The 22,637-nt window shown below is 57.6% G+C and carries 23 protein-coding genes and 1 tRNA gene; 15 read left to right on the top strand and 9 right to left on the bottom strand.

Annotated features, from left to right (window positions below; translation table 11 throughout):
• Positions 1–23 precede the first annotated feature (23 nt).
• Positions 24–779 carry a hydroxyacylglutathione hydrolase gene (gene gloB / locus ACOI7Z_RS20745; protein WP_086076313.1) on the bottom strand — a complete coding sequence of 252 codons (756 nt, stop codon included), beginning with the start codon at positions 777–779 and terminating at the stop codon, positions 24–26.
• A gap of 32 nt (positions 780–811) precedes the next feature.
• On the opposite strand from gloB, the gene ACOI7Z_RS20740 reads away from it, so the two are divergent.
• Positions 812–1,534 carry a class I SAM-dependent methyltransferase gene (locus tag ACOI7Z_RS20740; RefSeq protein ID WP_004204619.1) on the top strand — a complete coding sequence of 241 codons (723 nt, stop codon included), beginning with the start codon at positions 812–814 and terminating at the stop codon, positions 1,532–1,534.
• Here ACOI7Z_RS20740 and rnhA read toward each other — a convergent pair.
• On the bottom strand, positions 1,531–1,998 hold the full coding sequence (rnhA, locus tag ACOI7Z_RS20735) for a ribonuclease HI (RefSeq protein WP_004204620.1): 468 nt from the start codon (positions 1,996–1,998) through the stop codon (positions 1,531–1,533). The two genes, ACOI7Z_RS20740 and rnhA, sit on opposite strands and share 4 nt — an antisense overlap.
• A gap of 64 nt (positions 1,999–2,062) precedes the next feature.
• Here rnhA and dnaQ point away from each other — a divergent pair, with 64 nt between their 5' ends.
• Both dnaQ and ACOI7Z_RS20725 read left to right on the top strand, forming a co-directional pair.
• Positions 2,063–2,794, top strand: a complete 732-nt coding sequence (gene dnaQ / locus ACOI7Z_RS20730; RefSeq protein ID WP_004204621.1) for a DNA polymerase III subunit epsilon — start codon at positions 2,063–2,065, stop codon at positions 2,792–2,794.
• A gap of 133 nt (positions 2,795–2,927) precedes the next feature.
• Positions 2,928–3,004, top strand: a tRNA-Asp gene (locus tag ACOI7Z_RS20725).
• A 59-nt stretch (positions 3,005–3,063) separates the two neighbouring features.
• Here the strand turns inward: ACOI7Z_RS20725 and ACOI7Z_RS20720 are convergent.
• Complete coding sequence (locus ACOI7Z_RS20720; protein WP_012968890.1) at positions 3,064–3,945, bottom strand: LysR family transcriptional regulator; 882 nt, start codon at positions 3,943–3,945, stop codon at positions 3,064–3,066.
• Positions 3,946–4,048: 103 nt separating this feature from the next.
• On the opposite strand from ACOI7Z_RS20720, the gene eamB reads away from it, so the two are divergent.
• A complete protein-coding gene (eamB, locus tag ACOI7Z_RS20715; protein ID WP_087849222.1) occupies positions 4,049–4,639 on the top strand; it encodes a cysteine/O-acetylserine transporter in 591 nt (196 codons plus the stop codon).
• A 28-nt stretch (positions 4,640–4,667) separates the two neighbouring features.
• On the opposite strand, the gene ACOI7Z_RS20710 is transcribed toward eamB, so the two are convergent.
• From ACOI7Z_RS20710 to fadE, 3 genes are all read right to left on the bottom strand, one after another.
• Entirely contained in the window at positions 4,668–5,768 is a 1,101-nt protein-coding gene (locus ACOI7Z_RS20710; protein ID WP_072420891.1) for an AI-2E family transporter, read from the bottom strand.
• 247 nt (positions 5,769–6,015) lie between these two features.
• Positions 6,016–6,786, bottom strand: a complete 771-nt coding sequence (locus tag ACOI7Z_RS20705) for an amidohydrolase (protein ID WP_087849236.1) — start codon at positions 6,784–6,786, stop codon at positions 6,016–6,018.
• Positions 6,787–6,964: 178 nt separating this feature from the next.
• Positions 6,965–9,409 carry an acyl-CoA dehydrogenase FadE gene (fadE, locus tag ACOI7Z_RS20700; RefSeq protein WP_048296759.1) on the bottom strand — a complete coding sequence of 815 codons (2,445 nt, stop codon included), beginning with the start codon at positions 9,407–9,409 and terminating at the stop codon, positions 6,965–6,967.
• 239 nt (positions 9,410–9,648) lie between these two features.
• Between fadE and lpcA the strand changes: the two genes are divergently transcribed.
• Together lpcA and ACOI7Z_RS20690 are read left to right on the top strand one after the other, a co-directional pair.
• Complete coding sequence (gene lpcA / locus ACOI7Z_RS20695) at positions 9,649–10,230, top strand: D-sedoheptulose 7-phosphate isomerase (RefSeq protein ID WP_004145825.1); 582 nt, start codon at positions 9,649–9,651, stop codon at positions 10,228–10,230.
• 74 nt (positions 10,231–10,304) lie between these two features.
• Positions 10,305–11,072: a class II glutamine amidotransferase gene (locus ACOI7Z_RS20690; RefSeq protein ID WP_065883914.1), complete on the top strand. Its 768-nt coding sequence runs from the start codon at positions 10,305–10,307 to the stop codon at positions 11,070–11,072.
• On the opposite strand, the gene dpaA is transcribed toward ACOI7Z_RS20690, so the two are convergent.
• Positions 11,043–11,783, bottom strand: coding sequence for a peptidoglycan meso-diaminopimelic acid protein amidase (gene dpaA, locus ACOI7Z_RS20685; RefSeq protein ID WP_023288503.1), 741 nt, complete (start codon positions 11,781–11,783; stop codon positions 11,043–11,045). The genes ACOI7Z_RS20690 and dpaA overlap by 30 nt on opposite strands.
• Positions 11,784–12,194: 411 nt before the next feature.
• On the opposite strand from dpaA, the gene ACOI7Z_RS20680 reads away from it, so the two are divergent.
• From ACOI7Z_RS20680 to nqrM, 7 genes are read left to right on the top strand one after another with little or no spacing between them, the layout of a single operon-like run.
• On the top strand, positions 12,195–13,538 hold the full coding sequence (locus tag ACOI7Z_RS20680) for a Na(+)-translocating NADH-quinone reductase subunit A (protein WP_049013284.1): 1,344 nt from the start codon (positions 12,195–12,197) through the stop codon (positions 13,536–13,538).
• Positions 13,539–13,541: 3 nt separating this feature from the next.
• Positions 13,542–14,780, top strand: a complete 1,239-nt coding sequence (locus ACOI7Z_RS20675) for an NADH:ubiquinone reductase (Na(+)-transporting) subunit B (protein WP_087849223.1) — start codon at positions 13,542–13,544, stop codon at positions 14,778–14,780.
• Positions 14,773–15,567 carry a Na(+)-translocating NADH-quinone reductase subunit C gene (locus tag ACOI7Z_RS20670; protein WP_087849224.1) on the top strand — a complete coding sequence of 265 codons (795 nt, stop codon included), beginning with the start codon at positions 14,773–14,775 and terminating at the stop codon, positions 15,565–15,567. Before ACOI7Z_RS20675 ends, ACOI7Z_RS20670 begins: the two co-directional genes overlap by 8 nt.
• The gene (locus ACOI7Z_RS20665) at positions 15,560–16,198 is read left to right on the top strand and encodes an NADH:ubiquinone reductase (Na(+)-transporting) subunit D (protein ID WP_023288507.1); all 639 of its coding nucleotides are present in this window, start codon (positions 15,560–15,562) and stop codon (positions 16,196–16,198) included. The genes ACOI7Z_RS20670 and ACOI7Z_RS20665 overlap by 8 nt, the downstream gene beginning before the upstream one ends.
• 6 nt (positions 16,199–16,204) lie before the next feature.
• The gene (gene nqrE / locus ACOI7Z_RS20660; RefSeq protein ID WP_004177335.1) at positions 16,205–16,801 is read left to right on the top strand and encodes an NADH:ubiquinone reductase (Na(+)-transporting) subunit E; all 597 of its coding nucleotides are present in this window, start codon (positions 16,205–16,207) and stop codon (positions 16,799–16,801) included.
• Positions 16,802–16,813: 12 nt separating this feature from the next.
• Complete coding sequence (gene nqrF, locus ACOI7Z_RS20655) at positions 16,814–18,037, top strand: NADH:ubiquinone reductase (Na(+)-transporting) subunit F (RefSeq protein WP_004204637.1); 1,224 nt, start codon at positions 16,814–16,816, stop codon at positions 18,035–18,037.
• A gap of 2 nt (positions 18,038–18,039) precedes the next feature.
• Complete coding sequence (nqrM, locus tag ACOI7Z_RS20650; protein ID WP_004204638.1) at positions 18,040–18,255, top strand: (Na+)-NQR maturation NqrM; 216 nt, start codon at positions 18,040–18,042, stop codon at positions 18,253–18,255.
• A 262-nt stretch (positions 18,256–18,517) separates the two neighbouring features.
• Here the strand turns inward: nqrM and ACOI7Z_RS20645 are convergent, their stop codons facing one another.
• Positions 18,518–19,378, bottom strand: coding sequence for a glycerophosphodiester phosphodiesterase family protein (locus tag ACOI7Z_RS20645; protein WP_087849225.1), 861 nt, complete (start codon positions 19,376–19,378; stop codon positions 18,518–18,520).
• A 159-nt stretch (positions 19,379–19,537) separates the two neighbouring features.
• Between ACOI7Z_RS20645 and dinB the strand changes: the two genes are divergently transcribed.
• A complete protein-coding gene (gene dinB, locus ACOI7Z_RS20640) occupies positions 19,538–20,593 on the top strand; it encodes a DNA polymerase IV (protein WP_048296767.1) in 1,056 nt (351 codons plus the stop codon).
• A gap of 2 nt (positions 20,594–20,595) precedes the next feature.
• Positions 20,596–21,042 carry a GNAT family N-acetyltransferase gene (locus tag ACOI7Z_RS20635; RefSeq protein WP_048296768.1) on the top strand — a complete coding sequence of 149 codons (447 nt, stop codon included), beginning with the start codon at positions 20,596–20,598 and terminating at the stop codon, positions 21,040–21,042.
• Between the two features lie 45 nt (positions 21,043–21,087).
• On the opposite strand, the gene pepD is transcribed toward ACOI7Z_RS20635, so the two are convergent.
• Positions 21,088–22,545 carry a cytosol nonspecific dipeptidase gene (gene pepD, locus ACOI7Z_RS20630; protein ID WP_087849226.1) on the bottom strand — a complete coding sequence of 486 codons (1,458 nt, stop codon included), beginning with the start codon at positions 22,543–22,545 and terminating at the stop codon, positions 21,088–21,090.
• Positions 22,546–22,637: the final 92 nt, after the last annotated feature.

Here is a 22,637-nt window from a genome sequence, read left to right as displayed (position 1 = left end):
TAGCCGATGACAAGAATTAAATATCAGAATTCGTCTTTCTTTGACCTTAACCACGCAAATCGCGCCACAGAGTGTTGCAATTTTGTTTCTTTGTTAATTTTGTCAATTAAATCAATATCATTTACCCGTAAAAATAAATTTATACGCCGCTCGTTTTTCAGAATTACGGGTAGTGTCTTTTGTTTTTTTGCACGTAACTCATTAACTTTATGATAGTAATCGTTTATGTCCCTATCATCAGGCAGGATACTCAACGCAAACTTCATATTCGCTAACGTATATTCATGTGCGCAACATATAAGGGTTTCTTCAGGAAGGGCGTTAATCTTCATAAATGATTGATACATCTGCTCTGCAGTGCCTTCGAACAGCCTTCCGCAGCCGCCGGAGAACATCGTGTCGCCGCAAAACAGATAAGGTTCGCTGTAGTAACAGATATGTCCTAATGTGTGACCTGGCGTGGAGAAAATGGAAAAATCGACCCCGAGAATTGACAGCCGATCGCCATCGTCTACTACCTGAGTAACCCCCTTATCCTGGGTTTCTGCCGGCCCGTAAACCACCAGAGAGGGGAATTTTTCACGTAATTGTTTTACGCCGCCGACGTGATCCTGATGGTGATGGGTCAGTAAAATGGCCTCGGGCTGCCACTGGTTTTCCTCGATTGCCGCCAGAACCGGCGCGGCCTCGCCCGGGTCAACGATGATGCAGCGGCCGTGATTCTCAGTGAGAACCCAGATGTAGTTGTCCTGAAACGCGGGAATACTGATAAGATTCATAAATTACCTCTAAAGCGTAGCGGAAGGTGGCAATGAAGCCGGCAAGGATACCTCATACAGTGACAGCGCCTGAGCATTGGTCCAGTATGCCGTGGGGCGAATACTATCGCGAAACGCTGGAGCAGCAGATGAAGCCGTGGCTGGCTAAATTATATGGCTTTCATCTGCTTAAGATTGGCAATCTGAGCGCGGAAATCAATACCGAAGCTTGCGCCATCTCGCACCAGGTGAATGTCTCGCTGGCGGGAAACCCAATGCAGGTCCGGGCCGACCCGCTGCATTTACCCTTTGCCGAAAAGTCCGTCGACGCCTGCCTGCTGGCGCATACCCTGCCGTGGTGTAGCGATCCGCATCGCCTGCTGCGGGAGGCCGATCGCGTCCTGATCGATGATGGCTGGATGATCCTGACCGGGTTTAATCCGGTGAGCCTGATGGGATTGCGTAAACTGGTGCCGGTGCTGCGCAAAGGCACGCCGTACAACAGCCGTATGTTTACGTTGATGCGCCAGCTGGACTGGCTGTCGCTGCTCAACTTTGAAGTGCTGCATTATGGGCGTTATCAGGTTTTACCCTGGTCGCGGCATGGCGGCAAACTGCTGAGCACCCATCTGCCAGCGCTGGGCTGTTTGCAATTAATTGTCGCCCGCAAACGGACTATTCCGCTCACCCTTAATCCGATGAAGTCAGGGAAAGCGAAAACCCAGCTGCGGCCGGCAGTCGGCGCCACCCGGCAGTGGCGCAAGGGGCAGAATTAGCTCTCCGGCTGGTAGCCGATGTCGTCCTGAGTGGGATGGGAGGCCGCTGCGCGGGCCAGCTCGTCGCAGCGTTCGTTTTCTGGATGGCCGGCGTGGCCCTTCACCCACTCCCATTTGATCTTATGCTGGCCAAGCGCGGCGTCCAGCCTCTGCCAGAGGTCGACATTCTTTACCGGTTTTTTCTCTGCTGTTTTCCAGCCGCGCTTTTTCCAGTTGTGGATCCACTGGGTGATCCCCTGGCGGACATACTGGCTGTCGGTGCTGAGCACCACCTCGCAATGCTCTTTTAACGCTTCGAGGGCGACGATCGCCGCCATCAGTTCCATGCGGTTATTGGTGGTCAGACGGTAGCCGGCGCTAAAGGTTTTTTCGTGCTGGCGGTAGCGCATAATGGCGCCGTAACCGCCGGGTCCTGGATTTCCCAGGCAAGAGCCGTCGGTGAAAATTTCTACCTGTTTGAGCATCTCTGGTAGACTTCCTGTAATTGAAATCGATTTGTAAACGATAAGTCTGACATAAATGACCGCGATGAGCACTGCAATTACGCGCCAGATTGTTCTCGATACCGAAACCACCGGTATGAACCAGATCGGGGCGCACTACGAAGGACATAAGATCATTGAGATCGGCGCCGTGGAGGTGATTAACCGTCGCCTGACCGGTAACAATTTCCACGTCTATCTCAAGCCCGATCGGCTGGTGGATCCGGAGGCGTTCGGCGTGCACGGGATCGCCGACGAATTCCTGCTGGATAAACCCACCTTTGCCGACGTGGCCGATGAATTTATGGATTACATCCGCGGCGCGGAGCTGGTGATCCATAACGCCTCGTTCGATATCGGTTTTATGGATTATGAGTTCGGTAAGCTGAACCGCGGGATCGGGAAAACCGAGACCTTCTGTAAAATCACCGACAGTCTGGCGCTGGCGCGGAAAATGTTTCCCGGCAAGCGCAACAGTCTGGATGCGCTATGTTCGCGCTACGAAATAGACAACAGCAAGCGTACGCTGCACGGGGCACTGCTCGATGCCCAGATCCTTGCCGATGTCTATTTGATGATGACCGGCGGCCAGACGTCGATGGCGTTCTCTATGGAAGGCGAAAGCCAGCAGCAGGCGGGAGAGATGGGCATTCAGCGCGTCGTCCGCGCCGCCAGCCAGTTACGGGTGGTTTATGCCTCTGATGAAGAACTGGTGAACCATGAATCCCGCCTCGATCTGGTGCAAAAGAAAGGCGGAAGCTGCCTGTGGCGTGCCTGATAACCACTAAAATGGATTAAAAGTAGGCGGTTGGGCGATTTTTGCAGCAAACGATTCAAAACGGTAGAAAAAGCATTGACGGGGTAGAGGGGAATCCGTAATATTCGCCTCGTTCCCAACGGAACAACAACGCGGAGCGGTAGTTCAGTCGGTTAGAATACCTGCCTGTCACGCAGGGGGTCGCGGGTTCGAGTCCCGTCCGTTCCGCCACTTTTCAGAAAGCCTGAATCAGCAATGATTCAGGCTTTCGTCGTTTTCGTCGCCGAATTTCAGCGCGCCTCTTGTTCCTCCTGCATACACTGCATGAATACCCGCATCGCCGGACTGATTGCTTTCCCGGCGTGATGGGCGCAGAGCGCATGGATCGTCAGCGGCGTCTCGCTGAACGGCAGCTCGACCAGCGTCCCGCGTTTGAGTTCCTCCTCTACCGCAAAGCGCGGCAGAAAACTCACCCCCAGATTGCCCGCCACGCACTGCTTGATGCTTTCAATACTCCACAGTTCGATGGTGTTCTCCATGGTAATGCCGCGCTGGCGCAGGGTACTTTCAAAAATCTGCCGGAACACGCACTGGGGTTCGTTGATGATAAAGCTCAATGGGATATGCTGCCGCGGGCGCAGGAAGTCGACCGGCGCCTGATCGACTGACGCGACCAGCGCCAGCGGCTGCGGGCCAAGTTCCATCATGGTGAGCGCATCATCGTTGCCAACCCGGTAAAACACCCCCAGGTCGACTTCGTCAGCGAGCAGCGCATCACGGATGCTGTAGCAATTGAGCGACTGCAGTGACAGGCGGACCTTCGGGGCGCGTTGCTTAAAACGCTGCAGCACCGGCGGCATTTTGTACGCCAGCAGGGTTTCACCAGTGGCGACGCGAAGTTCGCCGCCGGGTTCATCGTCCTGGCGCGCCGCCTGGCGAATCGACGCCATCACTTTGGTCAGATCGTAGACGTGCGGCAGGACATTTTTACCCGCGGCGGTGAGACACATTCGTCGGCCAATTTTCTCAAACAGCGGGATGGCAAGCTCCTGCTCAAGCTGCTGGATATGAAAGGTTACGGTGGACTGGGTGCAGCACAGTTTCTGCGAGGCGCGCAGAAAGGATCCTTCTTCGACAACCGTTTTGAAGGTGATAAAGCGTCGCAGATCCATACTTCCTCTTTATATCGACATTCTCGAATTCAGAATGAAAAAACATTCATTTTTTTAAATTATCAGCTTCGGGTACTGTCTGCCAGTCAAGAGGAGAAAACACGTGACACCTACCCTGATTAGCGCCTTTTTAACTTACACCCTGATCACCGCTCTGACGCCCGGGCCGAATAATATTCTGGCGCTGAGCAGCGTCACCGCGCACGGCTTTCGACGGAGCATGCGGGTTCTGGCCGGCATGAGCCTGGGGTTTGTGATCATCATGCTGATTTGTGCCGGGCTGACGTTCACTCTCGTTACCCTGGATGAGGGGATAACCTCCCTGCTACGCTGGGTCGGCGCGGGGTATATCCTGTGGCTGGCCTGGCATATTGCCCGCAGCGACCCGGCCAGCGGTGGGCAGGAGGAGCGGCCTGTCAGCTTCTGGGCCAGCCTGGGGCTGCAGTTTGTGAATGTAAAAATTATCCTGTACGGCATCACGGCCCTGTCGACCTTTGTTCTGCCGGTGACTCGCGAGCCATTCTGGCTGGTGATGATAAGCCTGTTGCTATCAGTAATAGGCGTTGCCGGCAATCTTTGCTGGGCGCTGGCCGGTCAGCTGTTTCAGCCGGTGTTCGAACGCCATGGAAGAGGGTTAAATCTGCTGCTGGCGCTGCTGTTGGTCTGGTGCGCGGTAGGAATGTTTATGGAATGAATTAAGGGAGCGTAACGCTCCCCTGCGGTTATTTATCCTGCGGCAGGGCGGGTTGCCCTTCATTTACCCATGTCATGAAGATCCGGTAACCGATGGCCAGCAGGGTGGCGCCGAGGAACATACCGAGAATGCCGTTAGAGGCCATTCCGCCAAGGGCGCCCAGCAGCACCACCGGCATTGGCGCATCGACTCCGCGCCCCAGCAGCAGTGGTTTGAGGACGTTATCGGCCATACCGGCGACGATCAGCAGGACAGTATAGAAGATATCCATTCCGGTACTGTGGGTGCCGAGACTCCACATCAGCGCGATGGCCGGGGCCGTCACCAGGATCACCGGCACCTGTGCAATGCCGAGGATCAGGGCAAGTATAAAGAAGATCCCGACGGCGGGGATGCTGGCCATCAGCATGATCACCCCGACCAGCAGCGCCTGGATCAGTGCCACCCCGATGACGCCCTGGGCGACCGCGCGGATGGTGCTGGTGCACAGGCGGGTGAGGGTCACGCCTTTATTCTCATCGGTAATACGGATGGCAATACGCTGCGCGCTGATGGCGCCCGCCGCGCCCCAGGCCATCATAATACCCGAGACGATAAACGAAATAATAAAGCCAATCAGCCCGCCGCCCATGCTGGCTAATATGCTGAGCAACTGTTTGGCAATATCGCCAATTTGCGAACGGTAATTGCTGAGCAATCCTGGCAGATCCACGGACGCCCGCATCCACAGAGCGCTAAGCCGTTCGCCAACGATCGGTAAAGAGGCAATTCGCGAAGAGGGTGGGGGAATGGTAAAGCTCTGGCTGCCCATCCGGTCGATCATCGCGCTGGCGCTTTCCGCCAGCGAGGTGATCATCAGCACCGTGGGGATAATAATCAGTAAAATACCTAACAGCACCAGCACCACCGACGCCAGCCCCTGTTTACCGGCGAAAAGCCCGGCAAAATATTGATGTAAAGGATAGAGCGCCACGGCCAGAATCAACGCCCAGAGCATCATATTGACGAAGGGAGAAAAGACGGTAAAACAGAATGAGGCCAGCGCCAGAATAAGACTGAACCGAATAAACATATCGAGAAAGCGGGTGACCAGCCGTTTTTCTATTAACTGAAGATTATTATTATCCATTTCCATTACGCTCATAAAATATGCATACGCCAACGCTCAGCCGGGTTCAACAAAACAAGCTGGCAACAGAAAAGTCATGCGTTTACAACGCAGAAGTGAATTGAAAATGATCTCCGCCCGTTTGGTTGTGGGCCTGTTAATGAGTGTAGAACAGAAATGAAGGGCGCCTTGTAAATATTCTGCTGGGTGCGGCAAGAGGAAATTCCGCTTTCTTTTCCCGCAGAAGCGGGAAGAAAGCGGAGGGGGATTAATCCAGAGTAAAAGGATCGGCATCGCGCCAGGCGGGGAATTTTTCACGATATTCCTGGAGGGCGCTCAGCGACAGTTCGGCGTCAAGACGAGTGGCCTGATGCGGATCGGCGGTGGCGACAATCTCCCCCTGGGGACTGATAATCCGGCTATCACCGCGGTAATGATGACCGTTGCCGTCGGTGCCGACCCGGTTACAGCCGGCGACGTAGGCCTGGTTCTCAATCGCGCGGGCGACCAGCAGCGACTGCCAGTGCAGCGAGCGCGGCGCAGGCCAGTTCGCCACATACAGCGCCAAATCATAGTCGTTAAGGTTACGCGACCATACCGGAAAGCGCAGGTCATAACAGACCAGCGGCAGGATCCGCCATCCGCGCCATTCAAAGACCACGCGCTTGTCTCCGGCCTCATAGTGATGGTGTTCATCCGCCATACGAAACAGGTGACGTTTATCATAATGATGGACCGTGCCGTCAGGTTCGACCAGCAGGAAGCGGTTAACGGCCCCGCGCTCAGTTAGCAGCGCCGCGCTGCCGGCGATCAGCGCCTGGGTTTGCGCCGCCCGGGCATGCATCCACGCTACCACCTCGGCCTCGGGTAAAGACTGTTTTGCCGCTTCCATCGCAAAGCCGGTGGTAAACATCTCAGGTAAAACAATGATATCGCGCCCGACAATCCCTTCCAGTTGGCGATCAAAATGGCGCAGGTTAGCAGGGCCGTCCATCCAGACCAGCGGTTGTTGCAACAGCGTAATTTTCAGGCCAGGCACAATGGTCAACTCCATTCTCATGAGGGGGTTAGGTTAACTGTAACACCTTATCAGCCTCGCGGCGGTCCGCGGAATATTTTGTTAAAAAAATGCTACTAACAGGAACGGCGGGGGAAGGAGAGACGAAAAAAAGGCGGGGAAAATTCCCCGCCCGGCGTGTGATGTGGTTGTTGTTTTATTATGCGGCTTCAACGTTGCGAACTTTTTCCGGCAGCTTTACCGGCTGGGTTGCCAGCTCCTCTGGCGCAAAGTCGTCAACGTTAATGCTGCGCAAGCGACTGTGCTCTGCTCGGGTCAAAATGGCGGCTTCATCCTGACTGATTAAGCCTTTCGCCAGGGCATGGGCGGCCAGCTCGTCGAGACGGGTGAACGGCAGATTTTTACCCAACTCTTTGCAGATACGCTGGTGGATAGGATCGGCCGCCATCACTTCCAGCAGCGCCTCTTCCAGCAGGCCGACCGGGTTATGCTCGCTCGGCGTCAGGTACTGACCGCGACCGATGCGGGAGCGGGTGGCGCTGGGCACCTGCAGAATTTTAGCGACTTTATGGTCCAGCTTATCCGACGGCGCATGGTGATGACGACCGGTCGGGAAGATGACCAGGCGCATTGCGCCAGCCACCAGACGATTGGGGAAGTTTTTCAGCAGATCGTCGATGGCCTGCTCGGCCTGATGCAGCGCATCCTGCACCCCCCAGTGAACCAGCGGCAGATCGGCTTCATTGCGTCCTTCATCGTCATAGCGTTTCAGCACCGCCGAGGCCAGGTACAGCTGGCTTAACACATCCCCCAGACGCGCGGAGATACGTTCGCGACGCTTGAGACTGCCCCCCAGCACCGCCATCGAGACGTCTGACAGCAGCGCCAGGTTAGCGCTCAGACGGTTCATTTGCTGATAGTAGCGGCGGGTGACGTCGCGGGTCGGCGCGCTGCTGGTGCGTCCGCCGGTCAGGCCCAACCAGAAACTCCGTACTTTGTTACTGCCGACATGGCCGATATGTTTGAACAGCAGCTTGTCATAGGCGTTCAGGTCGTTGTTCTGTGCGGCAGCCATCTCCTCCAGCACGTACGGATGGCAGCGAATCGCACCCTGACCGAAGATCATCATGCTACGGGTCAGAATATTCGCACCTTCCACGGTGATGGCGATAGGCGCGCCCTGATATGCCCGGGCGAGGAAGTTGCCTTCGCCCAGCATAATGCCTTTCCCGCCGGTAATATCCATTGCGTCGATAATGGCGCGCTGGCCGCGGTGGGTGCAGTGATATTTCACGATCGCGGAGAGCACCGCCGGTTTCTCGCCGAGCATAATGCCGTAGGTAATCAGCGAGGCCGCAGCATCCATCACATAAGCATTACCGGCAATGCGCGCCAGCGCCTCTTCAATGCCTTCCATTTTACCGATCGAGATTTTGAACTGGCGGCGAATATGGGCGTAAGCCCCGGTCGCCATAGCCACCGATTTCAGGCCGCCGGTGGAGTTGGACGGCAGCGTAATACCGCGGCCCACCGACAGACATTCAACCAGCATGCGCCAGCCCTGACCGGCCATCCCCGGCCCACCGATGATGTAATCGATCGGCACGAAGATATCTTTGCCGCGGGTTGGGCCGTTCTGGAACGGGACGTTAAGCGGGAAGTGGCGACGGCCAATTTCCACGCCCGGGGTGGAGGTCGGGATCAGCGCGCAGGTGATGCCCAGCTCTTCTTCCCCGCCCAGCAGACGATCCGGGTCAGAAAGTTTAAAGGCCAGTCCCAGCACGGTGGCGATAGGCGCCAGCGTAATGTAGCGTTTGTTCCATGTCAGGCGCATACCCAGCACCTGCTGGCCCTGCCAGTCGCCCATGCAGACCACGCCGGTATCCGGGATGGCGCCGGCGTCGGAGCCCGCTTCCGGGCTGGTGAGTGCGAAGCAGGGGATCTCCAGCCCGCGCGCCAGACGCGGCAGGTAATGGTTTTTCTGCTCTTCAGTACCGTAATGCTGCAGCAGCTCGCCCGGGCCCAGTGAGTTCGGGACGCCGACGGTGATCGCCAGAATGCCGGAGACGCCAGAGAGCTTCTGCAGCACCCGCGACTGGGCATAAGCGGAGAATTCAAGCCCGCCATACTCTTTCTTGATGATCATCGCGAAGAAGCGGTGTTCTTTCAGATACGCCCACAGCTCCGGCGGCAGATCGGCCATTTCGTGGGTGATGGCGAAGTCGTTAGCCATCCGGCAGGCTTCTTCCACCGGGCCGTCGAGGAAGGCTTGCTCTTCGGCGGTCAGACGCGGCTGCGGATAGTTATGCAGCTTATGCCAGTCAGGATTACCGCGAAACAGATCCCCCTCCCACCAGGTGGTCCCGGCGTCGATGGCTTCCTTTTCGGTACGCGACATCGGCGGCATGACTTTGCGGAAGGCGCGAAACGCCGGTGCGGAAATCATGGATTTACGCATAGGCGCAAAGTTAAACGGCAACAGAATGATCGCCAGCGGCAGCAGCAGCCAGATATTCCACAGACCGGCCGCGCCGAGCGCTGCGGTCCAGGCGAGCAAGATCACGCTGCTGAGCAGCAGGCTGACCCGGTGATAGAAGAGCGCACCGAGTAAAACAACGGTTGCAACAATACTCAAAATCATCATAGAGAAATGCTCCCTGTGCTTGTAGGAGGTCTGACCACTTGTGATGTATTGGTTGTAGTGCATGCCTTTTTATTTAGCAATGTGTTTACAAAATAATTACAACCTTGCTCACATTGTTGTATGCAAAAGCGGCACATAAAATCAAAAGGGCGGGGGATAACGCAGCCTGCTGCTTCTCGCTTCGGCGGCTATCCGGTACACTGCCAGGGTTATTCCACTCATACTGAAGGATTATCCTCATGTACCAGGATCTTATTCGTAACGAACTGAACGAAGCCGCGGAAACGCTGGCTAACTTTCTGCAGGACGAAGCCAATATCCATGCTATCCAGCGTGCCGCTGTCCTGCTGGCGGATAGCTTTAAGGCGGGTGGTAAAGTGCTGTCCTGCGGCAACGGCGGTTCCCATTGCGATGCGATGCATTTTGCGGAAGAACTGACCGGACGTTATCGCGAAAACCGCCCGGGATATCCGGCCATTGCGATCTCCGACGTCAGCCATCTCTCCTGCGTGAGCAATGATTTTGGCTATGAGTATGTCTTCTCCCGCTACGTTGAATCCGTCGGCCGCGCGGGCGATGTGCTGCTCGGCATCTCCACCTCCGGCAACTCCGGCAACGTAATCAAGGCCATTGAGGCCGCGCGGGCGCAGGGGATGAAAGTGATCACCCTGACCGGTAAGGACGGCGGTAAAATGGCCGGTAGCGCCGATGTGGAAATTCGCGTGCCGCACTTTGGCTACGCCGACCGCATTCAGGAGATCCACATCAAAGTGATCCATATCCTGATTATGCTGATCGAAAAAGAGATGGCGAAAGGCTAACAGGCAGGTGAGTGTGTACTGTTGACGGCGGCCTCGCTTCGGCGCCGTCGTGATTTGTGATGGTGAGGTGATCTATGTGCGAACTGCTCGGGATGAGCGCCAATGTGCCAACAGATATCTGTTTTAGCTTTACCGGGCTGGTACAGCGAGGAGGCGGGACGGGGCCGCATAAAGACGGCTGGGGCATCACCTTCTATGAAGGCAAAGGCTGTCGCACATTCAAAGATCCGCAGCCGAGCTTTCAGTCGCCGATCGCGAAACTGGTCCAGGATTACCCCATTAAGTCCTGTTCCGTCGTCGCGCATATCCGCCAGGCCAATCGCGGGATGGTGGCCCTGGAGAATACGCATCCGTTCACCCGCGAACTGTGGGGGCGTAACTGGACCTACGCGCACAACGGGCAGCTCAAAGGCTATAAGTCGCTGAAAACCGGCAATTTCCACCCGGTCGGTGAAACCGACAGTGAAAAGGCCTTCTGCTGGCTGCTGCACCGCTTAACCGAGCGCTACCCGCGTACGCCGGGCAATATGCTGGGAGTATTTAAGTATATCGCCGCCCTGGCGGGGGAACTGCGTGAGAAAGGGGTGTTCAACATGCTGCTGTCGGACGGACGCTATGTGATGGCGTTCTGCTCGACCAACCTGCACTGGATCACCCGGCGGGCGCCGTTCGGCGTGGCAAAACTGCTGGACCAGGATGTGGAGATCGACTTTCAACGCGAGACCACACCCAACGATGTGGTCACGGTTATCGCCACGCAGCCGCTGACGGCCAATGAGACCTGGCATAAGATCATGCCAGGCGAGTGGGCGTTATTTTGTCTCGGGGAGCGTATAGTTTGAGGCCAGCTGCGGCTGGACAACCTCGTGGCTGAGCGGCTTGCTCACCACATAGCGGCCGTCGGTCACTGATACGACCGGCGGTTTGTGGGTTTGCTGGAAATAATCATAGCCAGGCTTCAGCTGTTTCCAGAAATCCGCATAGTAGGAGTATTTGTGGCGTTCCATATTGGCGTTGGTCATGCGGAACGGATAGATACTCACCTGCACGCTTGGCTGACCGAAGACTAAGGCGCCGGTCACGAACTGGAAGATCTCATCGATCCCGCTGTCGGTCATAGCGTAGCAGCCGACAGAGACGCAGTCGCCGTGGATCATCAGGTATTTCCCTTCATAACCATGGGCGCGATCGTAGGCGTTCGGGAAGCCGATATTGATCGCTTTATAGAAGCGGCTGTCGGGTTTGAGCTGGCTGCGGGTGACGTTATAGAACCCTTCCGGGCTCTTGAAATCGCCCTGGCGCTGTTTCGGGCCCAGGCCACCGGAGTAGTTGCAGATCCGATAGCTGTCGAGGAGCTGGTAGGTCTCACCCATTTTGACGTAAAGGTCGAGCATGCGCTCTTCTTTAAAGATCTCAATGTAAACCGGTGAACCCATTAATTGCTGCTTATATTCTTTGCTAACCGGCGTCGTCGGGCTGTTGCTGCTGAGCAGCCCGGCAAATGACATGCACGGCAGCAGAAGCATCGCAATAAATAATGCGATTTTGCGCATACTGCTTGTTCCTTGATAAAACAAAATAGCCACATTGCCAGGACGGCAAGAGAGACCCGAAATCAGAGTTTTCTGGATTTAGAGCGCTCACATTAGCATCACGGCATTTTTTCGCAAGGGCGACGTGGCGGCGTTTACAATTCCGCCTCACTTTATACCCTGCCAGCGACGAAAACACAGTGAGAACTTTGCGCAATAGCTCGCATTTTAGAAGCACTTATTGCCTCTCGCGCTACAGCCGACGCTCACGAAATGTTACACTTGCGCCGGTTCATCACCAGAGTAAGAAAGGATGCTTCTCTTCCGTCCTGAGCGCATCTGGCGCCGTTTCGCCCTTTCTTCTCTGCCATTCTGTCAATAAGCTGGCCCCGGCCTGCGTCGGGGTTGAGGTTACGGATACCTGCTAACGATATGATTAAAATCACAAAAGGGCTGGATTTGCCCATAGCTGGCATGCCATTACAGCAGATTTCTCCCGCGCCAGCGGTGAAGCGCGTCGCGCTACTCGGCGAAGAGTACGTCGGCATGCGTCCCGCCATGGCGGTCAAAGAAGGCGATCGGGTCAAAAAAGGTCAGATCCTGTTCGAAGATAAAAAGAATCCCGGCGTCTGCTTTACCGCCCCGGCGAGCGGGGTCGTCAGCGCGATCCACCGCGGTGAACGGCGCGTGTTGCAGTCGGTGGTGATTGATATCGAGGGCAATGACGCGGTGGCGTTTACGCGTTACGCCGCGGACGCGCTGGCTGAACTGCCGCGCGACACCGTGCAGCAGCAGCTGCTGGCGTCGGGCCAGTGGACCGCGCTGCGCACACGGCCATTCAGTAAAACGCCGCTCCCGGGCAGCGTGCCGGCCGCCATCTTTGTCAACGCCATGGATACCAATCCGCTGGCGGCGGAGCCGCAGCCGATTATTCTGGCCGAACGGGCCGCTTTCGACGCTGGCCTTACCGTGCTTACGCGTCTGACCGACGGGAAAGTCCACGTCTGCCAGCCCAGCGGCGGCAAGCTCGGCGGTCATCCTGTCGGCCAGGTCAGTTTTAACCAGTTTAGCGGGCCGCACCCGGCGGGGCTGCCGGGAACGCATATTCATTTCCTCGAGCCGGTGAGCCTGAATAAGCAGGTCTGGCACCTCAATTATCAGGACGCGATCGCCATTGGTAAGCTTTTCCTCGACGGGGAGCTCTACTGCGAACGGGTGATCGCGCTCGGCGGCCCGCAGGTGATATCGCCGCGACTGGTCAAGACGACGCTGGGCGCCAGCCTGGACGATCTGCTTGCAGGCGAGTTGCAGGAGGGGGAAAACCGGGTCATTTCCGGCTCGGTGCTCAGCGGCACCCGCGCCCATGGCCCTCACGCCTTCCTCGGGCGCTTCCATCTGCAGGTGAGCGTGGTTAAAGAAGGACGGGAAAAAGAGCTCTTCGGCTGGGTGATGCCGGGCAAAGAGAAGTTCTCGATTACCCGCACCACGCTGGGCCATTTCTTCAGGCGCAAGCGCTTTCATTTCTCTACCGATACCCACGGCGGCGAGCGGGCGATGGTGCCGATCGGCAACTACGAGCGGGTGATGCCGCTGGATATCCTGCCGACCGTACTGCTGCGCGATCTGCTGGCCGGGGATACCGACAGCGCTCAGGCGCTGGGCTGTCTGGAGCTGGATGAAGAAGATCTGGCGCTGTGCACCTACGTCTGCCCCGGTAAGTATGAATATGGCCCTGCGCTGCGCAGCGTATTAACCCGGATTGAGCAGGAAGGATAAGAGATGGGCTTAAAGCATCTGATTGAAAAAATTGAGCCGCATTTCACGCACGGCGGCAAGCTGGAAAAATATTATCCGCTGTATGAAGCGGCGGCGACCATCTTCTACACCCCAGGCCAGGTCACCCGCGGCGCGGCGCATGTGCGCGACGCCATCGACCTCAAGCGGTTGATGATCCTCGTGTGGTTTGCCGTCTTTCCGGCGATGTTCTGGGGGATGTATAACGTCGGGCTGCAGACCATACCGGCGCTGCATAAGCTTTACGGCGCCGAACAACTGCAGCAGGCGATCGCCAACAACTGGCACTATAGCGTCGCCCAGTGGTTAGGGGTGAGCTTCAGCTCCGACGCCGGCTGGCTGAGCATGATGACTCTGGGGGCGGTCTTCTTCCTGCCGATCTATATCACCGTCTTTATCGTCGGCGGCTTCTGGGAAGTGCTGTTCGCTATCGTGCGCAAGCATGAAATCAACGAAGGCTTCTTTGTCACCTCGATTCTGTTCGCGCTGATCGTCCCGCCCACGCTGCCGCTGTGGCAGGCGGCGCTGGGGATCTCCTTCGGGGTGGTGATCGCTAAAGAGATTTTCGGCGGTACCGGGCGCAACTTCCTCAACCCGGCGCTGGCGGGGCGCGCGTTTCTGTTCTTCGCCTATCCGGCGCAAATCTCCGGCGACCTGGTGTGGACGGCGGCGGACGGTTTTTCCGGCGCTACGCCGCTCTCCCAGTGGGCCAGCGGCGGCGGTGAAGCGCTGGTTAACGTCGCTACCGGCATCCCGGTGAGCTGGATGGACGCCTTCCTCGGCAATATTCCGGGCTCGATTGGCGAAGTCTCCACGCTAATGATCCTGATCGGCGGCGCGATCATCCTCTTTGGCCGCGTCGCGTCCTGGCGCATCGTCGCCGGGGTGATGATCGGTATGGTCGCCACCGCTACCCTGTTTAACGTTATCGGCTCCGACACCAACCCGATGTTCGCTATGCCATGGTACTGGCATCTGGTACTCGGCGGCTTCGCCTTCGGCATGATGTTTATGGCGACGGACCCGGTATCCGCCTCGTTTACCGATAAAGGGAAATGGAGTTACGGCGTGCTGATCGGCGTGATGTGCGTGCTGATCCGCGTGGTGAACCCGGCTTATCCGGAAGGGATGATGCTGGCGATCCTCTTCGCCAACCTCTTCGCACCGCTGTTCGATTACCTGGTGGTGCAGGCCAATATTAAGCGGAGGAAGTCGCGTGGCTGAGAAGAAAAGTAACGATAGCATCGGCAAAACGCTGCTGGTGGTGCTGGTGCTTTGTCTGGTCTGCTCCATCGTGGTAGCGGGCTCGGCCGTGGGGCTGAAATCCCGCCAGCAGGCGCAGCGGGCGTTGGATAAGCAGCGTAATATCCTGGCGGTGTCCGGCCTGATGCAGCCCGGCATGGATGCTGATGCGGTCGCCGACACCTTCGCGGCGCGCATTTCGCCGCGACTGGTGAATCTGGCGACCGGCGAGCTGCTGGAGAAAGACCCGGCAAAATTCAATCAGGCCCAGGCGCTGAAGGATCCGCAGCAGAGTATGGCGCTGGATGCCAGCCAGGATCCGGCGGGGATTAAACGCCGCAGCAATCTGGCGGAAATCTACCTGGTGCGCGACGCGCAGAAGAAGATTGAGCAGGTGGTGTTGCCCATTTATGGCAATGGCCTGTGGTCGATGATGTACGCCTTCGTGGCGCTGGACGTCGATGGCCGCACGGTGAAAGGCATTACCTACTATGACCAGGGGGAGACCCCGGGGCTGGGCGGCGAAGTGGAGAACCCGAACTGGCGCCAGCAGTTTGTCGGCAAGCAGGTGCTGGATGACAACGGCATGCCGGCGCTGAGAGTGGTCAAAGGCGGCGCGCGCGCTGGTGACCTGCATGCGGTTGATGGCTTATCGGGCGCCACGCTGACGTCAAATGGCGTACAGCACAGCTTTGATTTCTGGATGGGTGAACTGGGCTTTGGTCCGTTCCTGAAAAAGGTGCGTGAAGGAGGGCTGAACAATGGCTGAACAGAGCGAGATGAAAGAGGTGAAGCGCGTGCTGGTGGGGCCGCTCATCGCCAATAACCCCATCGCCCTGCAGGTGCTGGGCGTCTGCTCCGCGTTGGCGGTCACCACTAAGCTGGAAACCGCCTTCGTGATGACCATTGCGGTGACCCTGGTGACGGCGTTCTCCAGCATGTTTATCTCGATGATCCGCCACCACATTCCCAACAGCGTGCGCATCATCGTGCAGATGGCGATCATCGCCTCGCTGGTTATCGTGGTGGATCAGCTACTGCGGGCTTTCGCCTATGAGACTTCCAAGCAGCTGTCGGTATTCGTCGGGCTTATCATCACCAACTGCATCGTGATGGGCCGCGCCGAAGCTTACGCCATGAAGTCGCCGCCGCTGGCCAGCTTTATGGACGGTATCGGCAACGGTCTCGGCTACGGCGCGATCCTGATTATCGTCGGCTTCCTGCGCGAGCTTATCGGCAGCGGCAAGCTGTTCGGTATCACGGTGCTGGAGACGGTGCAGAACGGCGGCTGGTATCAGCCGAACGGCCTGTTCCTGCTGGCGCCGAGCGCGTTCTTCATTATCGGTTTACTGATTTGGGCCCTGCGTAGCTGGAAGCCTGAACAGCAGGAAAAGGAGTAATCGATGATGGCTCATTACATTAGCCTGTTTGTCCGCGCGGTGTTTGTTGAGAACATGGCGCTGGCCTTTTTCCTCGGGATGTGTACCTTCCTCGCGGTGTCGAAAAAGGTCTCCACCGCCTTCGGCCTCGGCGTTGCGGTGACGGTGGTGCTGGGTCTTGCCGTACCGATCAACAACCTGGTGTATAACCTGGTGCTGCGCGACGGCGCGCTGGTGGAGGGGGTAGACCTCAGCTTCCTGAACTTCATCACCTTTATCGGGGTGATCGCCGCGCTGGTGCAGATCCTCGAGATGATCCTCGATAAGTACTTCCCGGCGCTATACAACGCGCTGGGGATCTTCCTGCCGCTGATTGCGGTTAACTGCGCGATTTTCGGCGGTGTGTCGTTCATGGTGCAGCGTGATTACAACTTCCCGGAATCCATCGTTTACGGCTTCGGCTCCGGCATCGGCTGGATGCTGGCGATCGTGGCGATGGCGGGGATCCGCGAAAAGATGAAGTACGCCAACGTGCCTGCCGGTTTGCGCGGGTTAGGGATCACCTTTATCACTACCGGGTTGATGGCGCTGGGCTTTATGTCCTTCTCCGGCGTGCAGCTATAAGGGCGAATAAGTATGGAAATTATTCTTGGCGTCGTGATGTTCACGCTGATTGTGCTGGTGCTGTCGGGGCTTATCCTGGCAGCGCGCTCAAAGCTGGTGAACGCGGGCGACGTGGTTATTGAGATCAATAACGAAGCGGATAAGCAGATCCGTACCCCGGCGGGGGATAAGCTGCTGAACACGCTGTCCAGCAACGGGATTTTTGTCTCCTCCGCCTGCGGCGGCGGCGGCTCCTGCGGCCAGTGTCGGGTGACTATCAAAGAGGGTGGCGGCGATATCCTGCCGACCGAGCTTTCGCATATTACCAAACGCGAAGCCAAAGCCGGCTGCCGTCTGGCCTGCCAGGTCGCGGTGAAGCAAAACATGAAGATTGAGCTACCGGAAGAAATCTTCGGCGTCAAAAAATGGGAATGCGAAGTTATCTCCAATGATAACAAAGCCACTTTCATTAAAGAGCTCAAGCTGCGGATCCCCGAGGGGGAGGTGGTGCCGTTCCGCGCCGGGGGCTATATTCAGATCGAATGCCCACCGCATAAAGTGGCCTATGCTGACTTCGATGTCCCGGATGAATACCGCTCGGACTGGGACAAGTTCAACCTGTTCCGCTACGTCTCTGAGGTGAAAGAGCCGACCCTGCGCGCCTACTCGATGGCTAACTATCCGGAAGAGAAGGGCATCATTATGCTCAACGTGCGCATTGCGACGCCGCCGCCGAAGGTGCCGGATGCCCCGCCGGGGATCATGTCGTCCTATATCTGGTCGCTGAAGCCGGGCGATAAGGTGACGATTTCGGGGCCGTTCGGCGAGTTCTTTGCCAAAGAGACCGACGCGGAGATGGTGTTTATCGGCGGCGGCGCCGGGATGGCGCCGATGCGTTCGCATATTTTCGACCAGCTCAAGCGCCTGCACAGCACACGCAAAATCAGCTTCTGGTACGGAGCGCGCTCGCTGCGCGAGATGTTCTACGATGATGAGTTTGAACAGCTGGCGCGGGATAACCCGAACTTTACCTTCCACGTTGCGCTCTCCGATCCGCTGCCGGAAGATAACTGGACGGGGCATACCGGCTTTATCCATAACGTTCTGTACGAGAACTATCTGCGCGATCATCCGGCGCCGGAAGACTGCGAGTTCTACATGTGCGGGCCGCCGGTAATGAATGCCGCGGTGATTAAGATGCTGAAGGATCTGGGCGTCGAGGACGAGAATATTCTGCTCGACGACTTTGGAGGCTGACGATGCTGACGGTGTTTGTCGCAACCTTTGTGATTTTTGCGCTGGTGATCCTCGGGATGTCGCTGGGCTACCTGGTGAAGCGCAAGAGCATTCAGGGCAGCTGCGGCGGGATCTCCTCGCTGGGACTGGAGAAAGTCTGCGACTGTCCTGAGCCTTGCGACGCGCGTAAGAAACGTCTCGCCCGCGAGGCGCAGCGCCAGCAGCGGCGCATTTTGTAATCTGTGAGGTTTCCGGGCAGATTGCGCTCCCGATATTTCTTTTGCGTGATGCCACTCATGGCGCAGGGAGCGCACAGGGGGCGGCCAGTCGCCGCCGCCCCCGGGCTCCGGCCAGCACCGGCAGTTTCAACTGCCCCAGGCCCGGCGGTGAGTTACCAGCCAGTCCTGGAAGGGTAGGCCGGGTAAGGCGTAGCCGCCACCCGGCAACAACATGCCAGCAACGTGAGGCCGCTTTCGCGGCCTTTTTTAGCCATTGACTCGCTTACTGCCAGCTTTTCGCCTGCGCCGGGGAATCGACCATCACGCCGTCAGCGCCCAGCTCTTTCGCCGTGCGGTAATCTTCCGCACTGTTGATGCCGAAGAAGATAATGTGCGCTTTACCCTGCGAGCGGAAGCAATCCATCGCCTCTTTATCCCAGGTGAGCGTCGCCGGGGAGACCCCTTCCCCAAGGGTGAATTTCTCCACCACCTCTACCTTGCGCTTCAGCTCCAGCCCATACCACTGCTCGCCTTCGCGCTGGCTGGCAGGCAGGCACTGATGGCTGAGCGAAATACTGGCAAGTCTGGTGCGGGTTTCGCTGCGGGTGACGAAGCGGGGAATAGCCGGCGGCAGCGCGGCGATATAGCGGTCTTCGGTGGAATAGACCCGCACGCGATCGAGGCTGTGCGTAGCTTTTAACACCGCAAGCAGGCGCTCGCCCATCACGGTCGGGTCGGCATCCGGAGATTTAATGTCGATGTAGAAGAACGTGTGCGGCCATTGCTGCAAAACGGCTTGCAGCGTGGGAATGGTGGCCTGCCTGCCGCGCCAGGGGTGGCTGTCATCACCCCATTTCCAGCCGGCATCGACTTTCGCCAGCTCGGCGGCGGTCAAACTGGAAACGTTGCCCTCGCTATTGGTCAATGCGGAAAGATCGCTTGACCGGTAGAGCACCGGCACGCCGTCGTGGCTTAACTGTACCGTGACCCAGATGGCCTCGGCGTTATTCTCCAGCGCCAGCTTAATGGCCGGCAGGGTATTCTCTGGCGCATCGCCGGTGCCGCCGCGATGGGCAATCAGCTGCGGGGCGGCCCAGGCGCCGGCGGAGGCCAGCAGGCAAAGTGCGGTAAGTATTTTCTTCATGATTATATCTTCCAGATTTATCGGTTAACTTTATGAAAATAAACATAATTTATTGCAGTTTTATGTTTTAACCGCTTTTCCGGGCGATGAAATAAAAAAAGCATAAAATTCGCAGCGAGTTTTGCTATGCTGTATGGGTATACAGTGTTGAGTCTGACGATGCGTAAAATTATCCATGTCGATATGGACTGTTTCTTTGCGGCGGTGGAGATGCGCGACAACCCGGCGTTGCGCGATATACCTCTCGCGATAGGCGGCAGTCGGGTACAGCGTGGCGTGATTAGTACCGCGAACTATCCTGCGCGTAAGTTTGGCGTGCGTAGCGCCATGCCGACGGCGACGGCGCTCAAGCTGTGCCCGCATCTCACGCTGCTTCCCGGCCGCTTTGATGCCTACAAAGAAGCCTCGAACCATATCCGCGAAATTTTCTCCCGCTATACCTCGCGCATTGAGCCGCTGTCGCTGGATGAAGCCTATCTTGATGTCAGCGACAGCGTGCATTGTCACGGGTCGGCCACCCTGATCGCCCAGGAGATCCGCGAAACCATCGAACGGGAGCTGCGCCTCACCGCCTCGGCGGGGGTAGCGCCGGTAAAGTTTCTTGCCAAAATCGCCTCCGACATGAATAAACCCAACGGCCAGTTCGTTATTGCTCCCCATCAGGTGGCTGAGTTTGTACGGGCGCTGCCGCTGGCGAAAATACCCGGCGTCGGGAAGGTATCGGCGGCGAAGCTGGAAAATATGGGCCTGCGTACCTGTGGCGATGTACAGAACAGCGATCTGGCCATGCTGCTTAAGCGCTTCGGTAAATTCGGCCGTATTTTGTGGGAGCGCAGCCACGGGATTGATGAGCGGGAAATCCATAACGACCGGCAGCGCAAGTCAGTGGGGGTAGAGCGGACATTAGCGGAAGATATCCATGAATGGTCAGAGTGCGAAGCGATTATCGAAAATCTCTATCCCGAACTGGAGCGCCGGCTGGCGAAGGTCAAACCGGACCTGCTGATCGCCCGTCAGGGTATTAAACTGAAATTCAATGACTTCCAGCTGACCACCCAGGAGCACGTCTGGCCGCAGCTGAACAAAGCGGATCTGATTGCCACCGCGCACAAGGCCTGGGATGAGCGCCGCGGCGGACGTGGCGTGCGCCTGGTTGGGCTCCACGTGACGCTGCTCGATCCGCAGCTGGAAAGGCAGCTTTTATTAGGGATTTAACCATGCACATACGTCCTTACCGCGACAACGATTTACCACTGCTCTGTCGGATATTCCTGCGCGCGGTGCGGGAAACGGCCTGCCGGGACTATACTCCGGCGCAGATTGCGGCCTGGGCGCAGGTGGATGAGACGCGCTGGCGGCAAAAGCTGGCTGATGCAAACGGGCTGGTGGCGGAGATAGAGAATCAACCGGTTGGCTTTATCACCGCCATCGGGACGCATATCGATTTGCTCTTTGTCTCGCCGGATCACGGCCGGCAGGGTATCGGCGGCGCGCTTATCGAGGCGCTCTGCGCTCAGTATCCTGCGCAAATCCTGACGGTGGACGCCAGCATTACCGCGAGACCCTGTTTTACGGCCCATGGCTTTAAGGTGGTGGCTGAGCAGCGGGTGGCGGCGCGCGGGGAGTGGTTTATTAACTACCGGATGGAAAGCGCGGGACGCTAAGGTGAGGGGGAGAAACCGGCGGCGGGCTGCCGCCGGTGGTGGTGCTTATTTAGCCGGAATGGCTTTCAGCAGCTCGGTCAGCAGCGTCCAGTACTGGCCGACGCTCTCGATATGGACCTGCTCATCCGGGGAGTGCGGACCGGTAATGGTTGGTCCGATGGAGACCATGTCCATTTCCGGATACGGTTTCTTGAACAGGCCGCATTCCAGACCGGCGTGGATGATCTGGATGTTCGGCGTCTTGTTGAACAGACGCTGGTAAGTCTCGCGCACCAGGTGCATCACCGGCGAGTTGGCGTCCGGCTGCCAGCCAGGGTAAGCGCCTTTGGCTTCGGTTTTCGCCCCCGCCAGTTTACCCAGAGATTCCAGCATGCTGACCACATAGTCTTTGCCGCTGTCGATCAGCGAGCGGATCAGGCAGTGGATCTGCACATTGTCATCGGTCATGGTGACGACGCCGACGTTCAGCGAGGTTTCTACTACGCCTTTCGCCACGTCAGAGTTGCGGATAACCCCGTTCGGCGTGGCGTTCAGCAGGCGGATGAAACCGTCGCGGGAGGCCTGAGTCAGCGCCGCTTTGTCGTTCTCTACCGCTTCCAGGAGCACCACCAGGTTCTTCTCTTTGGCCGCCAGCTCGTTTTGCAGCAGCGCCTGGTAAGTATTCACCAGCGCTTTCAGCGCATCGGCTTTATCCGCGGCGACGGCGACAGTAGCGTATGCTTCGCGCGGGATGGCGTTGCGCAACGTACCGCCGTTGAAATCGACCAGACGCAGATCCAGCTCATCGGCATGACCGGCAAGGAAGCGCGACAGCAGCTTGTTGGCGTTACCCAGGCCGAGATGGATGTCACCGCCGGAGTGGCCGCCCTTCAGCCCTTTTAAGGTCACTTTAAAGCTCTGGAAACCGGCCGGAATCGCTTCGCGGGTCAGCGCCAGGTTAGAGGTGAAATCGATCCCGCCGGCGCAACCCATATAGATTTCGCCTTCTTCTTCGGAGTCGGTGTTGATCAGGATATCGGCTTGCAGCCAGTTGGCCTGCAGACCGAAGGCGCCGTCCATACCGGCTTCTTCGGTCATGGTCAGCAGCACTTCCAGCGGGCCGTGAGCGACGCTGTCGTCGGCCAGTACCGCCAGTGCGGACGCCATCCCGATACCGTTGTCCGCGCCCAGCGTGGTGCCGCGCGCTTTCACCCATTTGCCGTCAATGTACGGCTGGATCGGATCTTTGGCGAAGTCGTGGACGGTGTCGTTATTTTTCTGCGGCACCATATCGAGGTGCGCCTGCAGCGCTACCGGCTTACGGTTTTCCATACCGGCAGTCGCGCCTTTACGAATCAGAATGTTGCCAACCTGGTCGCGTTCCGCGTGTAAGCCTTTTTCTTTTGCCCAACCCATAATGTGCTCGGCGAGCTGTTCTTCGTGATAGGACGGGTGCGGGATGGAGCAAATCTTGGCGAAAATATCCCAAAGCGGCTGCGGGGATAGTTGAGACAGTTCAGACACGGTAAGTCTCCTTACAGACTCCTGCATACAGCGGTTGCAGGACGAGGGTTAGCGTTAAAATACACAACAAGCCCGGGCTTGCGCGATGGGGG

Origin of the sequence: Klebsiella sp. C283 (genome assembly GCF_048822555.1) — a bacterium.
In the GTDB taxonomy this organism is placed as follows: Bacteria; Pseudomonadota; Gammaproteobacteria; order Enterobacterales; family Enterobacteriaceae; genus Klebsiella; species Klebsiella quasipneumoniae.
Note: the sequence above shows the minus strand (reverse complement) of the source record. Positions and strands in the feature narration are given on the sequence as shown.

What these genes read in the sequence shown, in the direction of transcription:
- dinB (WP_048296767.1), top strand. Translation starts at nt 19,538, where the DNA reads ATGCGTAAAATTATCCATGTCGATATGGACTGTTTCTTTGCGGCGGTG.
- nqrF (WP_004204637.1), top strand. Translation starts at nt 16,814, where the DNA reads ATGGAAATTATTCTTGGCGTCGTGATGTTCACGCTGATTGTGCTGGTG.
- ACOI7Z_RS20740 (WP_004204619.1), top strand. Translation starts at nt 812, where the DNA reads ATGAAGCCGGCAAGGATACCTCATACAGTGACAGCGCCTGAGCATTGG.
- dpaA (WP_023288503.1), bottom strand. Translation starts at nt 11,783, where the DNA reads ATGCGCAAAATCGCATTATTTATTGCGATGCTTCTGCTGCCGTGCATG.
- ACOI7Z_RS20690 (WP_065883914.1), top strand. Translation starts at nt 10,305, where the DNA reads ATGTGCGAACTGCTCGGGATGAGCGCCAATGTGCCAACAGATATCTGT.
- fadE (WP_048296759.1), bottom strand. Translation starts at nt 9,409, where the DNA reads ATGATGATTTTGAGTATTGTTGCAACCGTTGTTTTACTCGGTGCGCTC.
- ACOI7Z_RS20710 (WP_072420891.1), bottom strand. Translation starts at nt 5,768, where the DNA reads ATGGATAATAATAATCTTCAGTTAATAGAAAAACGGCTGGTCACCCGC.
- gloB (WP_086076313.1), bottom strand. Translation starts at nt 779, where the DNA reads ATGAATCTTATCAGTATTCCCGCGTTTCAGGACAACTACATCTGGGTT.
- dnaQ (WP_004204621.1), top strand. Translation starts at nt 2,063, where the DNA reads ATGAGCACTGCAATTACGCGCCAGATTGTTCTCGATACCGAAACCACC.
- ACOI7Z_RS20665 (WP_023288507.1), top strand. Translation starts at nt 15,560, where the DNA reads ATGGCTGAACAGAGCGAGATGAAAGAGGTGAAGCGCGTGCTGGTGGGG.
- lpcA (WP_004145825.1), top strand. Translation starts at nt 9,649, where the DNA reads ATGTACCAGGATCTTATTCGTAACGAACTGAACGAAGCCGCGGAAACG.
- ACOI7Z_RS20720 (WP_012968890.1), bottom strand. Translation starts at nt 3,945, where the DNA reads ATGGATCTGCGACGCTTTATCACCTTCAAAACGGTTGTCGAAGAAGGA.
- rnhA (WP_004204620.1), bottom strand. Translation starts at nt 1,998, where the DNA reads ATGCTCAAACAGGTAGAAATTTTCACCGACGGCTCTTGCCTGGGAAAT.
- nqrM (WP_004204638.1), top strand. Translation starts at nt 18,040, where the DNA reads ATGCTGACGGTGTTTGTCGCAACCTTTGTGATTTTTGCGCTGGTGATC.
- nqrE (WP_004177335.1), top strand. Translation starts at nt 16,205, where the DNA reads ATGGCTCATTACATTAGCCTGTTTGTCCGCGCGGTGTTTGTTGAGAAC.
- ACOI7Z_RS20645 (WP_087849225.1), bottom strand. Translation starts at nt 19,378, where the DNA reads ATGAAGAAAATACTTACCGCACTTTGCCTGCTGGCCTCCGCCGGCGCC.
- ACOI7Z_RS20635 (WP_048296768.1), top strand. Translation starts at nt 20,596, where the DNA reads ATGCACATACGTCCTTACCGCGACAACGATTTACCACTGCTCTGTCGG.
- ACOI7Z_RS20680 (WP_049013284.1), top strand. Translation starts at nt 12,195, where the DNA reads ATGATTAAAATCACAAAAGGGCTGGATTTGCCCATAGCTGGCATGCCA.
- ACOI7Z_RS20675 (WP_087849223.1), top strand. Translation starts at nt 13,542, where the DNA reads ATGGGCTTAAAGCATCTGATTGAAAAAATTGAGCCGCATTTCACGCAC.